This is a genomic window from Erwinia psidii (genome assembly GCF_003846135.1).
Lineage (GTDB): Bacteria > Pseudomonadota > Gammaproteobacteria > Enterobacterales > Enterobacteriaceae > Erwinia > Erwinia psidii.
Window position 1 is genome coordinate 192,046 of record NZ_RHHM01000004.1, and the last position, 20,158, is coordinate 212,203.

General features: G+C 52.3%; 15 protein-coding genes and 1 pseudogene. 7 read left to right on the forward strand and 9 right to left on the reverse strand.

Annotated elements, in window-relative coordinates; translation table 11 throughout:
• Nucleotides 1-389: 389 nt before the first annotated feature.
• A pseudogene (locus EB241_RS07005) lies at nt 390-758 on the forward strand (DUF1440 domain-containing protein); the annotation flags it as partial.
• A gap of 179 nt (nt 759-937) precedes the next feature.
• On the opposite strand, the gene EB241_RS07010 reads toward EB241_RS07005, so the two are convergent.
• Nucleotides 938-2,266, reverse strand: coding sequence for an MFS transporter (locus EB241_RS07010; RefSeq protein ID WP_124232485.1), 1,329 nt, complete (start codon nt 2,264-2,266; stop codon nt 938-940).
• Between the two features lie 459 nt (nt 2,267-2,725).
• Here EB241_RS07010 and EB241_RS07015 point away from each other — a divergent pair, with 459 nt between their 5' ends.
• From EB241_RS07015 to EB241_RS07025, 3 genes are read left to right on the forward strand one after another with little or no spacing between them, the layout of a single operon-like run.
• Nucleotides 2,726-3,826, forward strand: a complete 1,101-nt coding sequence (locus tag EB241_RS07015; RefSeq protein WP_124232486.1) for an efflux RND transporter periplasmic adaptor subunit — start codon at nt 2,726-2,728, stop codon at nt 3,824-3,826.
• Nucleotides 3,827-3,838: 12 nt separating this feature from the next.
• Nucleotides 3,839-6,946 (forward strand): efflux RND transporter permease subunit, encoded by a 3,108-nt coding sequence (locus EB241_RS07020; RefSeq protein WP_124232487.1) that lies wholly within the window; start codon nt 3,839-3,841, stop codon nt 6,944-6,946.
• The gene (locus EB241_RS07025) at nt 6,946-7,986 is read left to right on the forward strand and encodes an AI-2E family transporter (protein WP_124232488.1); all 1,041 of its coding nucleotides are present in this window, start codon (nt 6,946-6,948) and stop codon (nt 7,984-7,986) included. Before EB241_RS07020 ends, EB241_RS07025 begins: the two co-directional genes overlap by 1 nt.
• Nucleotides 7,987-8,047: 61 nt before the next feature.
• Here EB241_RS07025 and EB241_RS07030 read toward each other — a convergent pair whose 3' ends face one another.
• Together EB241_RS07030 and EB241_RS07035 are read right to left on the reverse strand one after the other, a co-directional pair.
• Nucleotides 8,048-9,490, reverse strand: coding sequence for an alpha/beta hydrolase (locus EB241_RS07030; protein ID WP_124232489.1), 1,443 nt, complete (start codon nt 9,488-9,490; stop codon nt 8,048-8,050).
• Nucleotides 9,491-9,796: 306 nt separating this feature from the next.
• Nucleotides 9,797-10,039 (reverse strand): DUF1158 family protein, encoded by a 243-nt coding sequence (locus tag EB241_RS07035; protein ID WP_124232490.1) that lies wholly within the window; start codon nt 10,037-10,039, stop codon nt 9,797-9,799.
• A gap of 392 nt (nt 10,040-10,431) precedes the next feature.
• Between EB241_RS07035 and mntP the strand changes: the two genes are divergently transcribed.
• Both mntP and EB241_RS07045 read left to right on the forward strand, forming a co-directional pair.
• The gene (gene mntP, locus EB241_RS07040) at nt 10,432-11,001 is read left to right on the forward strand and encodes a manganese efflux pump MntP (RefSeq protein WP_124232491.1); all 570 of its coding nucleotides are present in this window, start codon (nt 10,432-10,434) and stop codon (nt 10,999-11,001) included.
• Nucleotides 11,002-11,481: 480 nt separating this feature from the next.
• Nucleotides 11,482-12,213: an SDR family oxidoreductase gene (locus tag EB241_RS07045; RefSeq protein ID WP_124232492.1), complete on the forward strand. Its 732-nt coding sequence runs from the start codon at nt 11,482-11,484 to the stop codon at nt 12,211-12,213.
• Between the two features lie 253 nt (nt 12,214-12,466).
• On the opposite strand, the gene EB241_RS07050 is transcribed toward EB241_RS07045, so the two are convergent.
• The 6 genes from EB241_RS07050 to EB241_RS07075 all read right to left on the reverse strand — a co-directional run bounded on the left by EB241_RS07050 (nt 12,467) and on the right by EB241_RS07075 (nt 18,456).
• On the reverse strand, nt 12,467-12,811 hold the full coding sequence (locus tag EB241_RS07050; protein ID WP_124232493.1) for a hypothetical protein: 345 nt from the start codon (nt 12,809-12,811) through the stop codon (nt 12,467-12,469).
• 390 nt (nt 12,812-13,201) lie between these two features.
• The gene (locus EB241_RS07055; RefSeq protein WP_124232494.1) at nt 13,202-13,654 is read right to left on the reverse strand and encodes an SgcJ/EcaC family oxidoreductase; all 453 of its coding nucleotides are present in this window, start codon (nt 13,652-13,654) and stop codon (nt 13,202-13,204) included.
• A 567-nt stretch (nt 13,655-14,221) separates the two neighbouring features.
• Nucleotides 14,222-14,863 (reverse strand): RpiB/LacA/LacB family sugar-phosphate isomerase, encoded by a 642-nt coding sequence (locus EB241_RS07060; protein WP_124232495.1) that lies wholly within the window; start codon nt 14,861-14,863, stop codon nt 14,222-14,224.
• A gap of 44 nt (nt 14,864-14,907) precedes the next feature.
• Nucleotides 14,908-15,669, reverse strand: coding sequence for a 2-dehydro-3-deoxy-D-gluconate 5-dehydrogenase KduD (kduD, locus tag EB241_RS07065; protein WP_124232496.1), 762 nt, complete (start codon nt 15,667-15,669; stop codon nt 14,908-14,910).
• A 13-nt stretch (nt 15,670-15,682) separates the two neighbouring features.
• The gene (bglB, locus tag EB241_RS07070; protein ID WP_124232576.1) at nt 15,683-16,822 is read right to left on the reverse strand and encodes a beta-galactosidase BglB; all 1,140 of its coding nucleotides are present in this window, start codon (nt 16,820-16,822) and stop codon (nt 15,683-15,685) included.
• 20 nt (nt 16,823-16,842) lie between these two features.
• Nucleotides 16,843-18,456, reverse strand: coding sequence for an MFS transporter (locus tag EB241_RS07075; protein WP_199737320.1), 1,614 nt, complete (start codon nt 18,454-18,456; stop codon nt 16,843-16,845).
• Between the two features lie 316 nt (nt 18,457-18,772).
• Between EB241_RS07075 and adhP the strand changes: the two genes are divergently transcribed.
• A complete protein-coding gene (adhP, locus tag EB241_RS07080; RefSeq protein WP_124232498.1) occupies nt 18,773-19,786 on the forward strand; it encodes an alcohol dehydrogenase AdhP in 1,014 nt (337 codons plus the stop codon).
• The last annotated feature ends 372 nt before the right edge of the window (nt 19,787-20,158 follow it).

A 20,158-nucleotide genomic window follows, 5' to 3' on the forward strand; every position in this document is an offset into this window, starting at 1 on the left:
AGGTTGCGGACTACATACGTAATCGCCGTGACGATATTGCAGATTTTATTAATGATGAACTTCTTGACGAAATCGATACACAGGATCGGATGCGTGCAATCGCTTCAGGCCAGACCGGAGAGGCCGGGGTGATTAACGGTTTTACCGCTGCGAATAATGCCTTAAAGGCCGACGTAACCGAAAAAAGTGCAGTGACTAAAAGTATCACCGCGGACATCCTCGATCGTACGCGTATGGCAGCCCCGGAGGCAGACAGCTTGTCTTTCAAGCCGATTAATTTGCTTAACACCCGGCTTTTTACCACATGGAATACCGTTGATGTTTTCAACCGCAGAAACAGTAAACAGCCCAGGTCATTTGTCCCTGTTCACACCAGTCAGGAAACGGCCTCTCTGGATTATGTTTATCAGGGAACGACGGTGCCCGGTGCGGTCATGCTCTATCACTGGTTGTTCAGTTTTGCCTTTGCGTTTTTATATGTTTTCCTGTCCGTGTGGATGCCTAAGATAAGACTCTGGTACGGCGCGCTTTACGGCATCGTTATCACCGTGGTCATGCATGGCTTATTAATCCCAGCGCTGGGTTTCAGAAACCCGGTTTATAATCCGGGAAAAACCGGCTGGTTATGGAATATGAATGGCTATGAATTCTGGAGTGAGCTGATTGGACATATTTGCTGGTCAGTATCTATTGAGATAAGCCTTATCGCCGTTCTGGCTATCTACGCTAAAAAAATCACCGGCAACTGGGCTGTTTAATCAGCGCGGATTTTGCCAGTGAAGAACCGACCACAGGGCTAATGTCGATCACTGGACGATAATGCCAGCCTGATCAAGCCCGATGTTAAAAGGGTCCCTATGTTGCATATGGACCCTTTATATATCCCCCTCAGACCCGTCAACCGATCCTCACACCCGACTTTTTTGATGCGTCAGTTTCAGTCGTACAGCGACTGATGACGCGTTTCTTTACTGGCAATCAGCGCGAACAACGTCAGACAGGCCATGGCTGCCAGATAAATACCGACCCAGAACAGACCATAAGTGTGACTCAGCCAGGTGGCGATGTAGGGTGCCACTGAAGCCCCCAGAATCGACGACAGGTTATAGGAAAAAGAGGCGCCGGTATAACGCACTTCGGTCGGAAACAGCTCCGGCAACAGTGCCCCCATTGGTCCGAAAGTCAGCCCCATAATACTCAGACCACAGAGCAGAAACGCCATCACCAGCAGTTGATTACCGGAACCCAGCATGGTTGGGAAAATCAACGCGAAGGCGATTATCATCAGCGTAATCACGATCATGGTCTTACGGCGACCATAGCGGTCAGCCAGCAGCCCGGCGATGGGGACCATCACGCCAAAACCAATCACCGCCATCATCAGCATCCACAGCATGGTATTGCGTGGGAAACCCAGACCATTGGGTGCAGCGGCGGTGCCGTAACTCATGGAGTAAACGGTCATGATATAGAAGAGCGTGTAGGTCGCCAGCATAATCAACGTGCCAATCAACGTGGCTTTCAGATGGCTGGACAGCAAGGTACCAATAGGCACTTTGACCTGCTTCTTCTCTTTTTTCACTTTTGCAAAAACCGGTGACTCATGCAGTGACACGCGGACATAAAGGCCAATCAGCACCAGCACCGCAGAGAGGATAAACGGCACGCGCCAGCCCCACTGCATAAATTGCGCTTCGCTCAACAACCAGGAGAGCAACAGAAAGGTGCCGTTGGCGAAGAAGAAGCCGATGGGGGCACCCAGCTGGGGAAAGGAGCCGTAAAGGGCGCGTTTTTTGGCCGGGGCGTTCTCGGTCGCCAGCAGCGCCGCGCCTCCCCATTCGCCGCCAAGGCCCAGGCCCTGGCCAAAGCGTGCCAGCGCCAGCAGCAGTGGTGCAAACACGCCGATGCTTTGATAGCCGGGCAGCAGGCCAATCAGCACGGTTGAAATCCCCATGGTCAGTAGCGATGCAACCAGCGTCACTTTTCGCCCGGCACGGTCACCAAAATGACCAAAAAGCGCGGAGCCGATAGGACGGGCAATAAATGCAATCGCGAAGGTTGCCAGCGACTGTAGCGTGGCCACGGTGGTATCGCCCTGCGGGAAGAAAATATGAGGAAATACAATGACTGCTGCGGTGGCATAAATATAGAAATCGAAAAATTCGATAGCCGTACCGACCAGTGAAGCAACGAGCACTTTGCCTCGTGAGTTTACCGGCGTGGTGTCATGTTCATTGTCGGGAGTGGGAGCGATGGAGGCTTGCATATCTCTTTCTTGTTGTTAAAAAGTGAAAAAGAATCTTACGCACCCCCACTGGTGCATTCAATGACGAAAAGCCTGCGGCTGTCTGTATCGGCGGTGGAAAAGAGGATCATGCGAAAGATGACGACATTGCCGGGTGATGGCAGGGGTAATTTTGATTTTTATAGTGCAAAACACCATTAAAGCCAGCATAAAAAGTATCGGCTGGCGCTAAACAGTGCGGGTTGTACAAATTATGACCTGTGAACAGGATTTTAAACTGATTTCAACACGGCGTCACAATATTCATTTGGTACTTTGCCACGACAGACGCGCTTTTGTCAGTTCAACCGATTTTAAATAAACGGCAATTAGCCTGCCACATCACGTTCTTTTCTGATCGAAAGCAGATAGTTTGGTTCGCTCAACAAATAGACTTCTGGCCCACCTGATATTGTCTCCTTCCTGGAGGGTTTTTCCCGGATGTTTACGAAATTTCAAACGCTGAACGGCCTGCTGTTATCGGCGCTGTTGGTCTTTACTTCCACAACTCTTGCGGCTGTCTTTCCTGCGGTGTCCGTAGTGACGCTTGCGCAGCAAAATGTCACCCAACCTGGCCGTTATCTGGGGCGGATTGAGCCATTGCGCGCGGTGGATGTCGCTTCGCGGACTGAAGGCGTGGTGGCGAAACGTTATTTCAGGGATGGTGAGACGGTGGAAGCCGGTCAGCCACTGTTTGAAATCGAGCCAGCAGAGCACAAAGCCCTGCTGGCGAGAGCCGAGGCGCAGGTCAGTCATGCCAGCGCCCAGGCGCGGGATGCCCGGCAGCACCTTCGTCGGTTACAGCGACTTGGCGTGGGCAGTGCCGTCAGCCAGTCTGAGCTGGACAGCGCCACTGCCACGAGGGATATGGCCGACGCCGCGCTGAAAGAGGCCGAAGCGCAGTTGCAGACGCAACGGTTGAATCTGGGTTTCACCCGGATTGTTGCGCCCATCAGTGGCCGTGCCGGACACAGTGATGTGCATGAAGGAACCCTGGTCAATCCGGCCAGAGGCACGCTGGTAACGCTGAATCAAATCGACCCTGTCAGGGTGGTGATTGCGGTGAACGAACGCGATTATCTCACCGCCAGCCAGCATGGCCTGGCGGGAGACATGGAGAAAGCGAATCAGGCGCTGACGCCAATCTTACAGCTTGCTAACAATGAAGAGTATCCGCAGCGTGGCGAGTTTGTCTCCGTTGATAATCATATCGACCCGCACACCGGAACGGTGGCGGTAAGCCTGCAATTTGCTAATCCACAGCATCTGTTGCTACCGGGCGGCGTGGCGAATGTTCAGTTAATCCCGAAGGCAAAGTCAGAACTGATGCTGCCGCTGGTGGCACTTCAGCAGGATGCCCAGGGGTATTACGTATTGAAGGTGGTTGATGACCGGGTTGAGAGCGTGCGCATCACCATCGGCGGACAAATCGATCGGCACTATGTGGTGACTTCCGGCTTACATCAGGGGGACAGGGTAATTGTTGCGGGCATTCAGCGCGTCAGACCGGGTATACAGGTCTTTGCCACTGAAGCGCCATAAGGAGACGGGAACATGTTAAGTTTTTTCGTCAGGCGTCCTCGCTTCGCCATGGTTATTGCGCTGATTATTGCCCTGGTGGGTGGTATGGCGCTGAAAATTATTCCGGTCGAACAGTTCCCTGAGGTCACGCCGCCTGTGGTTAGCGTCACCGCACTGTATCCCGGTGCCAGCGCCCGTGACGTTGCTCAGGCAGTGGGTGCGCCGATAGAAGCGCAAATTAACGGTGTCAGCAACATGCTGTACATGGAGTCGACCAGCAGTAACAGTGGCAGCTATCAACTGACTATCACCTTTGCCAGCGGCACCGATCCTGATATGGCTGCCGTAGAGGTGCAAAATCGTCTTTCTCAGGTGACGGCACAGCTGCCTGCCGAGGTTAACAATAACGGTATCTCTGTACGTAAACGTGCCAGTAATATTCTGTTAGGGATCAGCGTATTTTCTCCGCAGCAGAGCCACGATGCGCTTTTCGTCAGTAACTACACGTCTGTTCGCCTGCGTGATGCACTGGCACGTATCAACGGCGTGGGCGATGTACAGGTCTTTGGCGCGCGTGATTACAGTATGCGCATCTGGCTGGACCCGCACCGGATGGAAGCCTTACACATTACCAGTGATGAGGTGATCCAGGCTTTACAGCAGCAAAACGTGCAGGCGGCAGCAGGCCAGATCGGTGCGGCACCCACCCCTGACGCGCAGCTGAACACCCTGACTATCAGCGGTGAGGGGCGACTGATGACCCCACAGGCGTTTTCCCAGGTGGTGATCCGCAGCAATCAGCATGGCGGAATGGTGCGGATCGGCGACATTGCCAGAACCGAGCTGGGCGCACAAAATTATCAGGTCAATGCCGCACTGAATAACACGCAGGGTGCATTTCTGATGGTTTACCCGGCGCCGCAGGCGAATGCACTGAACGTGGCGAAAGCCGTGCGCGCCGAAATGGCCAATCAGGCGCGGGCCTTCCCGCAGGATATGACCTATCAGATTAAGTTCGATGCCACCCAACCTGTTACCGCCACGCTGAAAGAAATCGGTGTTTCCCTGTTTCTGACCATGATCGTGGTGCTGGTGGTGGTATGGCTGTTCCTGCAAAGTCTGCGTGCCACCTTTATCGTGGCGCTCTCTGTGCCGGTTTCTCTGCTCGGTACCTTTGCCGTGCTGTTACTGTTTGGCTATTCCGCCAATACCCTCAGCCTGTTTGCCATCATCCTTGCACTTACCATCGTGGTGGATGATGCGATTGTGGTGGTGGAAAATGTTGAACGCCTGCTAATGGATGATGCCGATCTGACACCGGCGACAGCCACCCGCAAAGCCCTCAGACAGGTTGCCGGCCCGGTGATTGCCACCACGCTGGTACTGCTGGCGGTTTTTGTGCCGATTGCCGTGCTGCCTGGCATTGTTGGCGAGTTGTATCGCCAGTTTGCCGTTACCCTGTCGGCTGCGATGGTGCTGTCGAGTGTTAACGCGCTGACGCTGACTCCGGCGCTTTGCGGCTGCCTGTTAAAAAGGCGCGTTGCACCGCTGAAAGGGCCGTTTGCCCTGTTTAACTCTGCCATTGAATATACGCGGGACGGTTATGTTGCTCTGTCCCGCAAGGTCAGTCGTTATGCCCTGACCACGGTTGTGGTGATCGTGGCGGCAGCCACCGCGACCTGGCTTGGCTATCAGCAGTTGCCCGGTGGTTTTCTGCCCGCAGAAGACGATGGCTATGTCTTTGTTAATGTCCAGCTGCCGGATGGTGCGGCGTTGCCGCGCACCCAGCAGGTTATGGAGGAACTCTATAACGTTGTTGAGCAGAACCCGGCGGTAGAGGATGTGATCAACATTACCGGCTTCAGCCTGCTGGGGGGCGGCAACGCGGCCAACAGTGGTTTCGCCATCGTGTTATTAAAAGACTGGCTGGAACGTGCGCCTGTGGCGCAGGTTCTGCCGCAGCTTCAGCAGCAACTTTCCACTATTCCCTCTGCCAGCATCATGGCTTTTGTGCCACCGGCGATCAGTGGATTAGGTAATGCGGCCGGTTTTGACCTGAGAATTCAGGCCATGGAAGGACAGTCGCCGCAGGAACTGGCGCGTATCGGGCAGAGTGTCATTATGGCGGCCAATCAACATCCAGACCTCAGTCGCGTTTTTACCACCTTCAGCGCCAGCGTGCCTGAAATGACCCTGACGGTGGATCGTGAGCGTGCAGCGCTGCTGGGTGTGCCGATCAGCCGTATTTTCACGGTGCTGCAAACGTCGCTGGGCGGCAGGAACGTCGGGGATTTCACGGTTAACAACCGGCAGTTCAGGGTGCAGCTGCAAAACGATCTCGATTTTCGGCAGCGTAGCGATCAGCTGATGCAACTGACCGTGCGTAGCGATAATGGCAGCGCCGTCAGCCTGAACCAACTGGTAACGTTAACGCCGTCAACCGGGGCGCCTTACATTATGCAGTACAATCAGTTCCCGGCATTGTCCGTCAGTGGTTCTGGCGCGCCCGGCGTCAGTTCGGCACAAAGCATGCAGGCGATGGAAGCGGTGCTGAAAGATCATCTGCCAGCCGGGTACAGCTTCAGCTGGAGCGGGATGTCACTCCAGGAGCAGCAGACCGGTAATCAGGCGATCTTTATCTATCTTGCCGCGATTGTTTTCGCCTGGCTGTTCCTGGTGGCGCAGTATGAAAGCTGGAGCGTACCCCTGGCGGTATTGCTTTCTGTTATTTTTGCGGCGGGCGGTGCCGTGGCCGGGCTGCATCTGATGGGCTTTGCTAACGATGTCTATGCTCAGATTGGTCTTGTGCTACTTACCGGGCTGGCCGCTAAAAATGCCATTCTGATCGTTGAGTTTGCACGGGAGCGTCGTGAGCAGGGTGCCGCTATTGCTGATGCGGCACATCAGGCGGCCAGGCAGCGTTTCCGGGCGGTGATGATGACGGCTATTTCTTTGATCCTTGGCGTTTTGCCGCTGGTGTTTGCCAGCGGTGCCGGCGCCGCCAGTCGGCAGATTATCGGCGTCACGGTATTCAGCGGCATGTTGGTGGCTACCCTGGTGGGCGTGGTATTTATCCCGGCGCTCTACCTGCATATTCAGCGCCTGCGTGAGTGGAGTAAAAGACCGCGTGGTGATAAATAATGTCGCCGGTTGCCGCACAGAAACGCACATTTAACATCGTCATGATGCTGGGCATGTTGGTGATTATCCTTGCGGGCATCCGTGCCGGGGGGGATATTGTCGTTCCTTTTATTCTGGCGGTGTTTATCGCGGTGATCCTTAATCCACTGGTCAGCGTGTTGCAGCGGGTCGGTGTGCCGCGGGTGCTGGCGGTCTCGCTGCTGGTTGGCATGATCGTGCTGACCGGTGTGCTCCTGCTGGCCACGCTGATCAGTATGCTGAATGATTTCGCCCGTACCCTGCCGCAGTACCGCACGGTGATGCTTCCATGGCTGATGGAATTGCAGGAGATGGCGGGGCTTATCGGCGTGGCGGTGTCCACCGAAGCGCTGGTGGCAATGGTGGACCCGAATGCGGCTATTAATCTGGTCAGCCTGCTGTTGTCACAGATTTCAGGCACCGTGTCCGGGATTTTTCTTCTGTTAATGACCGTGGTGTTTATGCTGCTGGAAGTACCGTTACTGACCGGAAAACTTCAGCATCTGTTGCGTCGCCCTTCTGATGGCATGGCGACCATTCATCAGGTGCTCGACAATATCAGCCGTTATCTGGTGCTGAAAACGGCCATCAGTGTGATGACAGGTATCGTCGTCTGGCTGATGCTGCTGTCACTCGATGTCCGTTTCTCTCTGTTATGGGGCGCGCTGGCTTTTGTGCTTAACTACATCCCCAATATTGGGTCTTTTCTCGCGGCTATTCCGGCCATTCTCCAGGTGATTATCTTTCAGGGTATGCCCGCAGGGATGCTGGTGACGGCGGGTTATCTGATGGTCAACCTACTGATTGGCAATATGCTGGAGCCACGGCTGATGGGCCGTGGACTGGGGCTGTCAACGCTGGTGGTATTTCTGTCGCTGATTTTCTGGGGCTGGCTGTTTGGCCCGGTGGGCATGTTACTTTCCGTACCGCTGACCATCGTGGCAAAAATTGTTCTGGAACAGGCACCAGGAGGAGCACCGCTGGCGCTGTTACTCAGTGACGCAGTGGCCAGCAAAGGGTGATCCCGCTGAGTAAAACCCGGCCTCTTCGTGATGAAGATGCGCAGAAATGACCTGCATCCTGCTAATCCAGCGTCTGGTTAATCCGTTGCACCATCCAGGGCCAGAACGGGTTGAAAGACTGGCGCATCAGCATATCCAGACTGACCGTCAGCACCGCGCGCTCACCGCGTGGCGCTAATGCGCCAAAATTGATGCCAAACTCACTGGCGTGCTCTGGCGTGCGGCCATACAGCGCATCATTTGCCGGAAAGGGTAGCGCCACATGGGACAGGGAATAGATATCACCAGGATAGTTGATGCCCAGCGCCTGGCGGGTGGTGATGGTCGTCCCGGCGCGGGTGGTTTCAGCGACAGCGGCACTGTCCAATGGCGATGCATTAGTTACCAGGGTGGTGGTATAGCTGCGTGGTGCCGGGGGGAGCAACCTTTCCGCCGCATGCCGGGCGCTGTTGCGCATCAACGGCGCAAGTTGCACCGACTGATTGACATCAAACAGGACCAGCTCACTGCCGTTATCGGGTAGCAAATTGTACAGATTCCGCACCACCGCAGGCGTACTGACGGTGGCATCCGCCACCGACTGGAACGTCAGCACGGGGGAAAGCTGATCCAACCGCTTATTGTGCTGCATACGGTGCAACTGCGTTTGCAATATGCTGGTGAGCAGCCATGACTGGCGGGCGGCTCTGACCGGGAAGGAATTGTATTTAAACGGATTAAATTCCGGCAGGATATTGAGCCACGCCGAGCGTGCAAAGGCTGGCAGGAGCGAAGGCAGCCCCGCCAGCCCGGCATAACGTGCGTAGGGACTGACACCAATCATGGGCGAGATCAGGATTAGACGGTTGGGGACGGGCAGGGTGGGATGCTCAAGCGCGTCCAGCGCATATTTCATGGCCAGTGCGCCGCCGTTGGAGAACCCCATGATCTGCAACGGCGCGCCCGCAGGAATTCGTTGGCGGGCTTCGCGGACGGCCAGCCGGGTCGCTGCCATCCACTCCTGCCATCCAACCCTGGTCAGTGCTGCAGGCACCGTGCCGTGCCCCGGCAGACGGATCGCCACCGCCACATAACCTTTCTGCTGATAATCAAGGGCAAAATGCCGCAGGCTGTAGGGCGAATCGGTCAGGCCATGTAACAGGACCACCGCACCGCGCGGCGTTCCCTGCGGCAGCAGCTCGTAAGATCGATTCCAGTTGGTGGCGAAATGGGGTGGATAAACCGGGCTGTTTTCTGCGTAGCGGTTCAGCGATTCCGGTGAACCGTTGCTGATTTTGCGGGTGACATTACGTTGCATGTCGGCAAAGATGTCCTGCTCGTTTTGCAGATAAGTTGCCCAGTCTGACCGATCGAGCTGGCTACTGCTCAGCTCTTGCGGGATCCACGTATGCCAGGGTTGCAAATCGGGACCACGTTCCGTCAGCGCGATGCGCAGTAGCAACAGCGCGGTCAGTACCAACAGTAAAATAAGCAGCGATCTTTTTAACCAGGTGATGTTCAACATCGTTGCATTGCCTTTGATTTAATCGTCCCAAGTATAGTGTGCATCCGGTGCTGGCCGTTGATCCTGCTCCTTTGTCCAGGCATGAAAAAGTGCTCACCGGGCAGTTAAATGCAATTGGTTGAGAACAGGTTTAGGTAATACGAGCGTAATGACTTTCCGTTATTATCGTATAGTTTGCTGTTTTTAAATGTTATTTTTTTTCATTGCAAGCAGGACCATTTCTTACGTGGTTTACAGTCTGCTGATGATATCCGGCACCTAAGGCGTGAGGGCGGAGAGTAAGGCGGATAATGCATCCGCCTTTATTTATACCTTTATAAAGCGCAGATAAATAAAGCGGATCACAACGTATTCCAGCGCGCCAAGCAGCAAAAACCACAGGCAAAACACCAGCGTGTAGAGCTGGCCGATATCACTCAGGTGGAAGATCGCCACCAGCTTGTGCGTCAGCGTCAGACCAAACCACGGTGCGGGTAGCAGTAACGCGGAGAGAAAGCCCAGCATCAGCGTGCTCATTGGCATTAAAAAAGTCAAAAAAGGATTTTTCATTGCTGTTCCATTCCGGTCAATGACGATCATTTTCCGGTAATCCGCCCGCCGGTGCAATCTCCATATCTTCCCCGGTCCGCTTTTGTTTGGCGGCAATTATTGGTGCTTTTCAGGTATTACTGGCAAAAAAATACCCTCAATTGCCATAAGGTTGAACGTTCTAAGGTAGTAATTCTTTTAGCCTTTTTCCTTGTGATTCAGGTTGAGTGTTTAGCATTCGTTAAAAAGTATAGCCATGGCTATACTCAAACCCATGATTTTATTGTCTTTTTTTTTGGGTAATTTCATGGCAGGATGCATTTTTACTTCAATCTCTCGCGTCTGTTTATTGTGCGAGATGGTTTTTTTTGACGTTTGGGCAGAGACTCAGCCATCAAGCTGGTATAACCACAATGAATCTATATGCAACACTCATCCTGGCCTTCGGCATGTCGATGGATGCCTTTGCTGCTGCAATCGGTAAAGGAGCAAGCCTGCATCGTCCTGGCCTGAAAGAGGCGCTTCGCACTGGATTGATTTTTGGTGTAATTGAAGCGTTGACGCCGCTGATTGGCTGGGCGGTGGGACTGGCGGCCAGCCGTTATGTGATGGCCTGGGATCACTGGGTGGCGTTTACTCTGCTGTTTGTGCTGGGTGCGCGAATGATTATGGAAGGCGTGCGTAAGAAAGACGTGGTGGAAGAAGCGCCTCAACGCCACGGTTTTTGGCTGCTTGCCGCGACTGCGGTGGCCACCAGCCTGGACGCGATGGCGGTAGGCGTGGGGCTGGCCTTTTTGCAGGTGAATATTGTGACAACCGCGCTGGCGATTGGCGCATCAACGATGATTATGGCTTCAATGGGAATTTTGCTGGGCCGTTTCCTTGGACCGGTAATGGGCAAATGGGCCGAAATATTTGGCGGTGTGGTGCTGATTGGTATCGGCTCCAGTATTTTGATTGAGCACTTAGGGCTGCTGGCCTGAAACCTGTTAAGGATAAAGCCTGCAAATCCCTGATGCTTTTTCGCTACGAATTTGTGATGTGCTTCAAATTTTTTTGCGTAAAAACGGCTCTTCTTGTATGCTTTTTTTAATCAAAGCAAAAAAATTTTAAGAAGAAGCGTTATGAAAAGATTTGCCAACTATGTTTTGCGCTGCTATGTCCAGGTTTTCAAACATGTACCGCCTGGTGCAATGTATTGAGTAACCATACATCACCTGGCCGGTTGATGCGGTCAGGGGATGAGCAAAGGCGCTACTCTGCTGTTTGTCAAAAACGACTCCTCCAGCGGTTGATCAACTCACTGCGGTATTGACCGCCTTCACTTTGTCCTTTCTTTACCATGATGGTTTATCGCCGTCTGTTCTGGCTGACGTTGTGCCGTGTTTATTCGTTGGTAAATTCGCTTTCGGGCATCAGCCACTAAGCTATGTCACATAGACAACGTTCATCAGGAGAGAGTCATGAGCAGAAAAGTCGCTTTGGTAACCGGTGCATCCCGCGGTATAGGCGCAGAAATTGCGTTACGCCTGGCAAAAGCGGGTTATGACGTGGTGGTGAACTACGCAAGCAAACAGCAGGAAGCGCAGGCAGTGGTCGACAGACTGAAGGAGACAGGCGTTGACGCGATGGCCATTCAGGGTGATGTTTCCGATGCGGTTGCCGTAGCCGCACTTTTTGCCACCACGCTAAAGACTTTTGGCCGGGTTGATTTGCTGGTCAATAACGCCGGGGTCCTGAAAATGTTGCCACTGGTTGAACATGACGATGCACTGTTTAACCGGACTTTTGCCGTTAATGTGCAGGGAACCTTTAATACCCTTCGTGAGGCCGGCAGGCATATGCAGGAAGGCGGTAAGATTATTAATCTTTCCAGCTCTGCACTGGCGTTGAATATGCCGGGTTATGCGATTTATAACGGCACTAAAGCGGCGATCGAAGCGTTTACCCGTACTTTTGCTAAAGAGTTACGTGGGCGTAAAATCACGGTAAATGCGGTTGCGCCTGGGCCGGTGGAGACAGAACTGTTTCTGGATGGCAAAAGCGATGAACAGATCCGGTCACTGGCCAATCTGAATCCACTTCAGCGTCTGGGCCAGCCGGACGATATCGCGGCGGTCATTTTATTTCTTGCCGGTGACGAGAGTGGCTGGATTAATGGCCAGGTGATCCGTGCCAATGGCGGTATGGTTTGACCGTTATGTTTTTCTCTGAACAGAGTGCCGATCTCACGCCTTATCGTGACTGGTTTTGCGGGGGCGGTCGCGTTTTATATCCATGAGTGTCTTGCGTATGTCAGCAGCAAGACAACCACTGAACGCACGTTCATATCCGCAGGCTGGAGCAGGTGGACCCACAGCATAAGCCCAACAGACCAGTATCGTCCGTCGGCGTCGGTGGGTCATTGGTGGTTCTGGCAGGACGGCTTGCCCTGCCATAAATCAGTACTCAATCCTGGCTCTGGTATTCGTTTGAGGTGGCATCCTCACAGGCTTGCTGGCTCTGACGTGCTATCTTCTTTTGATCTTCACTGAGATTCATCCAGGCGGCGATCACGGTTCTCGCCTCGTCTTCATCAAACGACGAACTTTGCTGCTGTGAGGAGGTGCCATTTTGTGGATGGAGTGCTTTTAACCTGGCAATATAACTGTCAGCAGAGCCAGATGATTTTTCCTGAGTGACAACCGTGCAGAGGTTGGCGATGTAGCTCAGAGCCGGATCGTCAGCTTCACCCTCTGCATGGGCGGTACTGGTTACTATTGCAGCGGCGAGCAGCAACATCACTTTTTTCATACCTGCTCCTTAATGAACGGTAAAAATTAAAATAAGACCGCGCTGACCGCCCGCCATGTCCAGATGACCTGCACATAGCCTTTGTCAGACGCAATAAAGATATTGCCTGAATCAGGTCATGACTTCATGCAGGATCGAACGATTGAGCTAATTTTTTCATCATTCAACGTCAGTGGAGCCTTTACATCTTTACACGACAACAGCGATCCATTTTTGATTGCCCTTTTCGGGTCAAGGGGTCACCATTCGAGAGCGGCGATACAAGGCTGACGGGACGCCATACGTGCAGGAAGTGACCCGGCGGCCATTTTGATGTAGAGCGTCTTGCCCTGGGCTGGCTGGAGCCGGTAAACATTCTCCACAACCGGTTGGCCGTGGAGAAAAACGGATTTATTCAGGCATTGCTGAGGAGTGATGGGTGGAGATCAGCCATTTTTCGCCGTTCCAGCTATACGTAAAGGTATAACGTGCCGCTGCTTTGCTACCATCCCCAAAGGTAAAGGTGTAGGTGCCGGCATCAATGGCTTTATTACAGCCGAGGCGGATGGTACGACTGTCGATATGACCAACGGGTTTTTTAGCCAGGAATTTTTCGAAATACTCGATTCTTTCTTCATTGGTAAGACGAACTTTATCAGACAATGTTGGCAACAGAACCGCGTCGGAAAGATAATTCTCTGAGACCGTTTTTGCATTACCGGTTTTCAGAGAGTCGTTCCAGCGATCAAACATTGCGGCCACTTCAGATTCTGTCATCCTGACACAGGTGGTAGCTTCTTCGGCAAACGCCGCAGAAGAAGTCAATACGCCAGCAAGCATAAGTCCAATAATTCCAGCTTTCATTTGTCTCTCTCCTTGGTGATTTAATCTCCTGAAGATATCACGAAAAATTAAACCTTTATTAAATAAAGGCTTCTGGTTTTATATGTTTTTCATTTTATTATTCATTGATAATGGGTGCTTTTTTTTTATTGCTTTTTATTTGTATATTATTGAAAATAAAAAATTATTTTTATATTTATTTGTGCGGAACAGGTATTTATTAATTTACTCTTCTGAAAGAGTCTTTCCTTTCTTATAGGGTGCTGGCTATTTAATCATTAAGAAGAGAGCGAATAAATGAATCGTTTTTTCGCGTCGCAGGACCGGTCGCCAGCATAATTCTCTGGATCCGATAAAGAGAGCGTCAGTTGGAGTGCACCTGTGTGAAGCCCCGGAGGCGATTGGGCAAAAAGCGCTAAAGCAGGTTGAGCGTTATCTTATCACCCGCGTTGACACACCATACGATGTCGGTTTTATCAGATCAACGGCAGTGATTCATTAGCAACCCAACGGCCCTTCATTATAATCTGTGACAATGAAGGGCGACGTTAACAACGGTGGGTACTGTATCCGCTGAGCTAATTCAGATCAGGACTGAATCAGCTCTCTGACCCAGGATATGATGTGGGCATTTTTGCCGTGTTCAAACAGACACTGCTGAAAACGTTGACCACCAACGGCCGTTTTGACCAGCTCGGGATCGATGGCACGTAAGGTACTCAGGTAGTCTTCTTTGATCACGGCGCGCTTAACCTGATTCAGAATACCGGCATTACGAACCTGAGGCTCTTTACGATCGGCCGGATAGCCTTCTCCTTTCCGACCGGTAAATGCTTTCTCAAAGATATAGCGTACATTCAGTTCTGCTCCCCAGCCAAAACCTTTGGCAAAGGGCAATGAGAGTGCATTACCGTTGTTGATTTGTGCAAAGAGGAAAGCATCGGCCGGGTCAATACAATATCCACACACCACGCCAGGATGGATATTGAGGGACATCAGCGCCCCCTGGCCGGTGCCACAGCCAGTAACAACAAAATCCACCGCGCTAGCATTGAGTAGAATGCTGGCCATAATGCCAAGATGAATGTAGGTCAGATGATGATCCTGCTCATCGCTCATACCAACGTTAAATACGGCATCGCCGTTATCGCTGGCAACTGCCTGTAACTGTTGTAGCACCAGTGCATTTTTTGCTGCCTGGCTGTTTTCCATCATCAGTGCAATATTCATGTTCTCTCCTGCGTTATGCATTGAGTCTTTAAGAAGTCCATGGCTCAGCGTGCAAGCCAGCCGCCGTCCACCGCAAGGGTATAACCGTTGATATAGTCTGAGGCCCCGGATGCCAGAAACACCACCGGACCGGAAAGATCGTCGGGTGTTCCCCAGCGTCCGGCTGGGATCCGGGATAAAATTTCTTCACTTCGCGCTTCATCTTTACGCAGCGCTTCTGTGTTATTGGTGGCGAAGTAACCGGGCGCCAGCGCGTTAACATTAATGTTGTGTCTGGCCCATTCGTTGGCCAGCTCACGCGTCAGACCCATTACGGCGCTTTTTGACGCCGTGTAGGAAGGCACCCGAATCCCGCCCTGAAAGGAGAGCATGGAGGCAATGTTAATGATTTTGCCTCCTCTTCCCTGGGAGATGCACTGCCGTGCCACCCATTGTGATAAGAAGAACAGCGTCCTGATATTAACGTTCATCACATCATCCCAGTCCTGCTCACTGAAATTCACCGCGTCTTCACGGCGAATAACGCCTGCGTTGTTGACCAGAATGTCGATGGGGCCCATTTCGGCGACCGCACGTTCCAGAATAACGGGCAAGACGTTATGTTTCGCCAGATCGGCTTCAAGGCCAAGAAAGCGACGCCCCAGGGCGGTCACTTCCTTTGCCGTCTCCACGGGCTGACTGCGGTTGATCGCCACAATGTCACAGCCAGCCTGCGCCAAACCTGTTGCCATGCTTTTCCCTAAGCCGGTATTGCATCCGGTTACGATGGCTACCTTTCCGTGAAGAGAAAAATCATGCAAAGTCATCCGGTTTCCTCAGTTACAGATAGGTGTGCAGGTATTCCACCAGACAGAGGATTGCCATCGCCTGGCCATAAGGCATTGAGGTAAGCGGTATCTGGCGGTAGAACTCAAGATCCTGGCCCATTCCGGTGCCAAAGGAGACCTGAGTCAGTTCGCCATCCTGATTGATGCGTGCGATCAGTCCTTTCAGTGCTTTTTCCGCCACGGCGATATAGCGTGGGTCGGCATAATGGCATCGTGCGGCTTTCAACATGCCAAAAGCAAACCCAGCGGTTGCGGACGCTTCCGGGTAGGAATTCGGATCGTCAAGCAGCGTATGCCACAGGCCGCTTTGGTCCTGACATTTCTCCAGTGCCGCCAGCTGGCAGGCAAGTACCTGTTGCAGGAAGCGGCGGGTGGCATCGTTTTCAGGAAGGTCGAGCAGCTCAAGGAATTCCGGGATAACAATGGTCAGCCAGCTATTGCCTCGCGCCCAACGGGCATTGGCAAAGTTATGGTGTCCGTCGAAAGTCCAGCCGTGAAACCACAGCCCGGTTTCTTTATCCATAAGATGCTGTGTGTGTAGCAGGAACTGGTACTTTGCTTCTTCAATGTACTGCGGGCGGTTTAACAACTTGCCGATTTTCGCCAGCGGTAGCACGGTCATCATCAGGGTGTCATCCCACAACTGTTGATGGTTCTCTTCCGCCAGGGTGATGTGCTGCAAACCTGCCATGTCAGTGCGCGGCATGGTATGCATAATCCAGTCGGCCCAGCTTTCCAGGTAGGGTAGCCAACGGGGATCGCGCGTTTCTTCATAGCGATATGCCAGCGTCAGAAACGGACAAACCGTGTTGACATTACGGGTAGTCGAACCTTCCCTGAATCTGTCGGTAAACCAGTCGTCGATAATTTGCCGCAGGCGGTCATCACCGGTGTGCTGATAATATTGATGGATGCCATACAGACCGATGCCGTGGGTCCATTCCCAGCCTGCCCAGCCTTTGGTATCAATGACTCTGCCGTCGTCCAGGCGTAGTAAAAACTCGCCGGTTTCATCGGTAATATTGACCAGGTTATCCACCAACTTATTAATTAGCCGATGAAGCTCTCCTCTCTCGATAAACCGTTCTGGCTGTCGCAGTAGCGGGCTGTGTTTTACCGGATATACCAACATCATACTATCCTCTAAATCTACTAAAGTTGGCCAGGACGGGATACGCTGCCGCTGGCATGTTTCTCTGTTTCCTCGGTTGCTTTTTCAGACAGCGTTTTTGCTGCTGGCTTATGGCGGTTGAGAAACCCAATATTGTTGTTGCCCCAGAGGGACTCGTAAGGCATACCGGCCAGCATCTCTACCGTGGCCTGTGCCTCAGGTGTGATATCGTTCGGGACGATATTGCCTGCCACACGCATTTTTTCTGTTTCGTTACGCAGGACCTGATGTGTTTCCAGGTTTAATTTGAATTGCAGAGAAATAAAGAAACCGGCCAGCAACACCAGTACCGTACCGCCACACAGAATGGCCAAAATGGTATGGCTGACGGTGCTGTTTTGCTCACTGGCACCGGCTACAAAACCAGATAACTGCATCACGATGCCCACCAGCATGACGGCACCAGCCTGAGAGGCCTTACGTGTCAGTGTCATGACGCCTGCGAAAATCCCTTCGCGACGCTGACCGGTTATCGCTTCATCCACATCAGAGATATAGGTGTAGATATTCCACGGCACGTAGTTGATACCGCCCCGTCCCAGCCCTGCAACGGCTGAAATCAACAGAAGCAGTGAGAACACATCGCTCAGCCCTGCGAAGTGCAGTACGCCGTAGGACAGGGTGCTGAGGCCAAACAATACGACCACAATGCGATAAGAGGGGGCGGGACCAAAGCGGATACAAAGGGGGATCATGCCGATCACGGCCACGAACTGCAGAATAGCCATTGTCCCCATCAGATTAGAGGCGACGGTGGCACTCTGCATAAGGACAAACACCACGTAGTAAGTGAAAACAGCGTTGAAGATGTCCTGAGCAATATAGCCACCGAGATACATCCCCAGATGCTGACGGAAGATGCGAATACGCAGCGTGGAGAACAGATCAACCTTAAGGCGGTGCAGACTCTGGCCGAGGGTCAGCTTTTGCTGTTCATCAGCCAGCGCGGCCGCCGATTTTTTCTCTGCGGGTCTCTCCCAGGTGAACAGATAGACCAGGGTCAGAACTACCGCACATATCACCGAAAACACCAGGCTGGAGTAGAAAAAGGACTGGGCATTATCTTTACCGAAATAGCTGAGCAGAATGCCGGGTAAAAACGCTGCCAGAATGGCGGAGAGCTGCGCCAGGGCGATGCGTGCCCCGGAGAACTTGGTTTTTTCTTTAAAGTCATCGGTCATCTCCGGCACCAGCGTCTCATAAGGCACCAGAATCGAGGTATAAACCACTTCAAACAGCAGGTAGGTCAGCAGGTAATAGACATAGGTCATATCGCCCAGCCACATCAGGCTGTAGCTGAATACCAGCGGAATACCGATAAGAATAAAGAACTTACGCCGACCAAAGCGTTTACCCAGTCGTGTCGCACCGAAATGATCGGTAAGGTAGCCCATCAGTGGACTGGCTACGCCATCCACGATACGGGCCATTGCAAAAATGGACGTTGCCTGAATCGGGCTTAAACCACAAAAAGTAGTATAGAAATACAACAGCCAGGCAGAGGTTAATGCCATCGTGCCTGCACCGAGAAAATCTCCCGATCCATAAGCCAGATAGTTGAGCATTCCAGGTTTACGTGTCGTCATAGTGTTCATCCTGATTAGCCTATATACACGCCCGGCAATATGTCGGGTAGAAGTGGCTAAAGTAGAAGGATGATGGAAGGAAAACCTTTGCTATTCTGCCAACAGTGAGGGGGTAATGGCGGTAAGAGGAAGAAAATACCGCACGGCTTCACTAATTTAGTAAAATGCCGTTTCATTTTTATTGAATTATCGTCTTCCTGACTGAACACAATCTCATGTTGCTATAATCACCTGTCGAAAGATTTTTATCGTATTCTGCATCAAAACTTATGCGGAAAATCACTCTATAGTAGACATGTGTATAACACTCAGAGAGGAATGGACAATGAAAGCAGCGGTAGTAAATAAAGATCATTCTGTTGATGTTGTGGAGAAGACGCTTCGGACGCTGGCACATGGTGAAGCGCTACTGAAAATGGACTGCTGTGGTGTTTGCCACACCGATTTACACGTAAAAAATGGCGACTTTGGCGATCGCACAGGCATTGTGCTCGGCCATGAAGGGATTGGTGTGGTCAAGGAGGTGGGACCGGGGGTGACCTCACTGAAAGTGGGGGATCGTGCCAGTGTGGCATGGCTTTATCAGGGATGTGGGCACTGTGAGTATTGCACCTCCGGCAATGAAACCTTGTGTCGTGATGTGAAGAATGCTGGCTTTACCGTCGATGGCGGTATGGCTGAAGAGTGCATTGTGGTGGCGGATTACGCCGTGAAGGTGCCGGATGGTCTGGATTCAGCCGCGGCCAGTAGTGTGACCTGCGCGGGAGTCACCACCTACAAGGCCGTGAAAGTCTCTGGTATCCAGCCAGGCAAATGGATCGCCATTTACGGTCTGGGCGGCTTGGGAAATCTGGCATTGCAGTACGCGAAGCATGTTTTTAATGCCAAAGTGATCGCCATTGATGTCAATGACGCCCAGTTGCAGTTTGCCCGTGAAATGGGTGCAGACTTGCTGATCAATCCAGCTAAAGAGGATGCGGCGAAAGTTATTCAGGAAAAAACCGGTGGGGCTCACGCTTCTGTGGTGACGGCGGTTGCTAAAGCGGCATTTAACTCTGCTGTGGATGCGATGCGTGCTGGTGGCCGCGTGGTAGCAGTCGGTTTGCCGCCAGAATCCATGAGCCTGAACATTCCACGGCTGGTTCTGGATGGCATTCAAGTTGTTGGTTCTTTGGTCGGCACGAGGGAAGATTTGGCAGAGGCCTTCCAGTTTGCCGCCGAGGGAAAAGTCGTACCTAAAGTCACCAGGCGTCCGGTTGAAGATATCAACGCCATTTTCGATGAGATGCTGGAAGGAAAAATTAAAGGCCGAATGGTGATTGATTTCGCCATGAAGTAACAGAAAAGATAACTAACAGAGTGAAGAGGACATCACTCTGTTTGATTAACACGGGGCGAGTCATCGCCCTTTTCTGTTGCGACCAGCGTAAGGCATTTTAACTGCATCAGAACGGCTTTTCTCAGGCGGTCATAAAGAAACTGGAGCGTTCCGGTGCCTCTGGCTCCAGATGATAGCAAAGATTCAGCCACAGCAATGAGAGTAACCAACCTGTATTGTTTAACATGACACTTTCCTGTTAACGGGTATCTACAGAATAAATGTATCTGCAAAAGTAAAAATCGCCATTTTTACTGCCATTTTTTATTCATCTGTTAAACGCGTTATTCTGCGCACGATTCTCTATGCTTATTTACCTGTTAAATATCATTT

Excerpts from the sequence above, each read along its gene's own strand:
- EB241_RS07010 (WP_124232485.1), bottom strand. The coding sequence starts at position 2,266 with ATGCAAGCCTCCATCGCTCCCACTCCCGACAATGAACATGACACCACG.
- EB241_RS07015 (WP_124232486.1), top strand. The coding sequence starts at position 2,726 with ATGTTTACGAAATTTCAAACGCTGAACGGCCTGCTGTTATCGGCGCTG.
- EB241_RS07020 (WP_124232487.1), top strand. The coding sequence starts at position 3,839 with ATGTTAAGTTTTTTCGTCAGGCGTCCTCGCTTCGCCATGGTTATTGCG.
- EB241_RS07025 (WP_124232488.1), top strand. The coding sequence starts at position 6,946 with ATGTCGCCGGTTGCCGCACAGAAACGCACATTTAACATCGTCATGATG.
- EB241_RS07030 (WP_124232489.1), bottom strand. The coding sequence starts at position 9,490 with ATGTTGAACATCACCTGGTTAAAAAGATCGCTGCTTATTTTACTGTTG.
- EB241_RS07035 (WP_124232490.1), bottom strand. The coding sequence starts at position 10,039 with ATGAAAAATCCTTTTTTGACTTTTTTAATGCCAATGAGCACGCTGATG.
- mntP (WP_124232491.1), top strand. The coding sequence starts at position 10,432 with ATGAATCTATATGCAACACTCATCCTGGCCTTCGGCATGTCGATGGAT.
- EB241_RS07045 (WP_124232492.1), top strand. The coding sequence starts at position 11,482 with ATGAGCAGAAAAGTCGCTTTGGTAACCGGTGCATCCCGCGGTATAGGC.
- EB241_RS07050 (WP_124232493.1), bottom strand. The coding sequence starts at position 12,811 with ATGAAAAAAGTGATGTTGCTGCTCGCCGCTGCAATAGTAACCAGTACC.
- EB241_RS07055 (WP_124232494.1), bottom strand. The coding sequence starts at position 13,654 with ATGAAAGCTGGAATTATTGGACTTATGCTTGCTGGCGTATTGACTTCT.
- EB241_RS07060 (WP_124232495.1), bottom strand. The coding sequence starts at position 14,863 with ATGAATATTGCACTGATGATGGAAAACAGCCAGGCAGCAAAAAATGCA.
- kduD (WP_124232496.1), bottom strand. The coding sequence starts at position 15,669 with ATGACTTTGCATGATTTTTCTCTTCACGGAAAGGTAGCCATCGTAACC.
- bglB (WP_124232576.1), bottom strand. The coding sequence starts at position 16,822 with ATGTTGGTATATCCGGTAAAACACAGCCCGCTACTGCGACAGCCAGAA.
- EB241_RS07075 (WP_199737320.1), bottom strand. The coding sequence starts at position 18,456 with ATGAACACTATGACGACACGTAAACCTGGAATGCTCAACTATCTGGCT.
- adhP (WP_124232498.1), top strand. The coding sequence starts at position 18,773 with ATGAAAGCAGCGGTAGTAAATAAAGATCATTCTGTTGATGTTGTGGAG.